3 protein-coding genes are annotated in these 2,895 nt (G+C 35.5%); all 3 read left to right on the top strand.

Annotation, left to right across the window (positions count from 1 at the left end; translation table 11 throughout):
• The coding region (locus ACRDEC_RS16920; protein WP_431499551.1) for a pre-toxin TG domain-containing protein at window positions 1-1,824 on the top strand (1,824 nt) is incomplete at its 5' end.
• 8 nt (window positions 1,825-1,832) lie between these two features.
• Window positions 1,833-2,213: a hypothetical protein gene (locus ACRDEC_RS16915; protein WP_431499550.1), complete on the top strand. Its 381-nt coding sequence runs from the start codon at window positions 1,833-1,835 to the stop codon at window positions 2,211-2,213.
• Window positions 2,210-2,758 (top strand): hypothetical protein, encoded by a 549-nt coding sequence (locus tag ACRDEC_RS16910; RefSeq protein WP_431499549.1) that lies wholly within the window; start codon window positions 2,210-2,212, stop codon window positions 2,756-2,758. Before ACRDEC_RS16915 ends, ACRDEC_RS16910 begins: the two co-directional genes overlap by 4 nt.
• Window positions 2,759-2,895: the final 137 nt, after the last annotated feature.

Genomic DNA, 2,895 nt, shown 5'->3' with positions numbered 1-2,895 from the left:
TACCTGAACTACGAGTTCCTGCACATAGCCACCGGAGGAGTGCGCATTAATTCGTTTGGTTTTGATGACGTGACAAGTGAAACCACGACAAACAACCCTCCTAAAGATGCTAACGGAATCATTGCCATGACAGTCACTCCTGCAGTGCAAAGGGTGCTGGGGCCATGTCTGGCTGATACGGATCTAGATGGTATTTTTGATATTTACGAGGATGTCAACCAGAACGACAACCTGGCAGATGACAATACTGATGGCGATGAATTTCCTAATTTCAGGGATAGCGATGATGATGGGGATGGGATCCTGAGCAAGTTCGAGAGGAACGATGACAACCACAACGGGCTTCCTGACGATGCATTCAATACCGATCAGGATGCTTTGGCAGATTATCTGGATGCAGACGATGACAACGATGGTTACGCTACCTGGGAAACCCATGAAGGCGGACCGGGAATAACCAATACTACAACACCCGGCAGTGTATATACCTTGGATTCAGACAATGACGGTACGCGAAACTACCTCGATACCACCAACGGCTTATTTACTGAAGTAAGGGATATGGAAGTTAAAAATTATCTATCTTTGACAGGTGACAAGCGTTACGAACTGGCAAACCATTTAGGCAATGTCCTTGTGGTGGCAAATGATAAGCTGATTCCGGGTCTTGACCAAAAATCATTGCTGACCCATTTTAACGCAGACGTTCTTAGTTATTCTGATTACGATCCTTTTGGGATGCTGGTACCGAATAGGCATGCTGTTTTTGGGAATTATAGATATGGTTTCCAAGGACAGGAAAAAGATGATGAGTTGAAGGGTGAGGGGAATTCTTTGAATTATGAGTTAAGAATGTTAGATACTCGTGTCGGGCGATTTTTTACAGTAGACCCCTACACTGCAAAATATCCTTGGTATACACCATATCAATTTGCAGGAAATAAAGTTATACAGTTTGTTGAATTAGAAGGAGGAGAAGAAGCTATTTCTGGGGCAGGTTCAGACATAACTACTATGGAAGGTAGTAAATTACAAGAAGTATTAGTCTCAAATGTTAAACCGCCTACATTTTGGAGCTCTTTTGGACATACACTCGTAAAAGGACTGGTTGTAACAGTAACTGTTGTTGCAGTTGTTGCTTTAATAGCCACAACTGGGCCCGTAGGCGTAGCGGCGGCGGCGGCTTTGAGTGATGTTCTACTTGTAGCTGGTGTTGCTACGATGACAAAAGATGGAGCTGATTTAATTACAGGAAAGGATATATTTACTGGGAAAGAATTAACAGAAGCAGAACAAGGAGAAAAAGCGGCAGGATTAGTTTTAGGAATAACAATGATAGGAGCTGGAAAGCTTTCAAAAGTTAATGCTTCTGAAGTATCTGAAACTGGAGCTCCCGAACTTAATAAAAGCCCTTTAGATGCTTTTAAAGGCAATAAACTTTCTGAGCCTGAAATGACAGAAGTTGTTGGGGCTGGTTCTAAATCAGCAGTTTATGAGCCAACTGGAAGTATGGTTGGAAAAAAAGTTGGGCACACCTTTTCAAAACACGGAAGTAACAATACTTTCGAATTAGTACAACAAGCAAAAGGTAGTAATTCTCCACAAGGGCAATGGTTAAATGATGCTGCTGCTGAAGAATTTATTTCAAGTCATTTAGCTGATTTGAAAAATGGGGCTGAAAATTTTGATTTACCAGAAGGACTTGGTAGAGTTGTTAACCCAGACGGAACATTTACACCTGCAACTCAAGCTAGATTAGTTCCAAGCAAATCAGGTGTTTTAACAGCATATCCAGGGACTGCTGAAACTTTACCTCAAAATTAATACAATTTATGGATATACAAAAAAATAATATTTTAAGAGAGATATCAAATGATTTAGGTTTAACTTTTGAAACTCAAGATTGGGGAATTATTAATTCTGATTCTAAAAGGGTTAAAGAGTTTATTATTTATTTTAAAAAACTAAAAGAAATTAATATATATGTTCAATATGAATTTTTTGAATTAATAATTGCCTCATATAATGAAATGCTTATAAATAATATTGACACTAAGGAAGTAAGTGATTCATTTGATTCTTTCTTAAATTCTAATATTTATAAAGATTCTTTTGAAAGTATAATAAATTATTGGATAAAAATTAAGAGTCCTGAATTCCCTATTGGATTTATATTGAATGAAAAATTAATAAATAAAAATAATTTGAAATGAGTTTAAAAAAAACTTTAATAATTTATTCTTTATTATTATTACTATTAGCGGGGTTTAACATAAATAGCAACTGGTATTCCTTCGAATCCAAATCATTTGGTTTTAAGATAGAATTTCCACAAAAACCTACTTTGTCTAGTGATAATGCACAAACAGAGTTGGGGGTTTTAAAAATCAAAACTATTGTTTATGATGCAGAAGCATCAAAAAGCCAAGACGATAATTTAACTTATTTGGTAAATTATATTGAGTATCCAGCCTCAAAAGTAAACTCAAATAATAAGCAACAGTTGCAGTCTATTTATGAAAACACAATAAAAACAACTGTTCAAAATACGTCGGGTAAATTAATTAAAACTCAAGTAGCCTTTATTAATGGATATGAAGGGAGAAATATTATTGTGGATATGCAGGATAAAGTACAGCTAAATATGCGTGTTGTTTTAGTCAATAATAAAATGTATTTGATGCAAGTCTTTACAAAATCTAATAAGAGTTTAAACGAATCATTAAAAAGATTTATGAAATCATTTGTCTTATTATAGCCGCCTTAGAACCCGATCGCGCATTCTATGATAAAAAACAAGTAAAATTATAAGATTAACAGGCAAACTTATACGTGTTTATAAACGGAGTTTGTCTGTTAACTACACTAAAAACCCGACTTATAATTTTACATTTT

The organism is Flavobacterium sp. (assembly GCF_050696275.1).
Taxonomy (GTDB): Bacteria; Bacteroidota; Bacteroidia; order Flavobacteriales; family Flavobacteriaceae; genus Flavobacterium.
This window is presented reverse-complemented; position numbering and strand designations above follow the sequence as displayed.

Bases quoted from the DNA above. Each gene is read 5' to 3' on its own strand.
- ACRDEC_RS16910 (WP_431499549.1), top strand. From the start codon at position 2,210: ATGAGTTTAAAAAAAACTTTAATAATTTATTCTTTATTATTATTACTA.
- ACRDEC_RS16915 (WP_431499550.1), top strand. From the start codon at position 1,833: ATGGATATACAAAAAAATAATATTTTAAGAGAGATATCAAATGATTTA.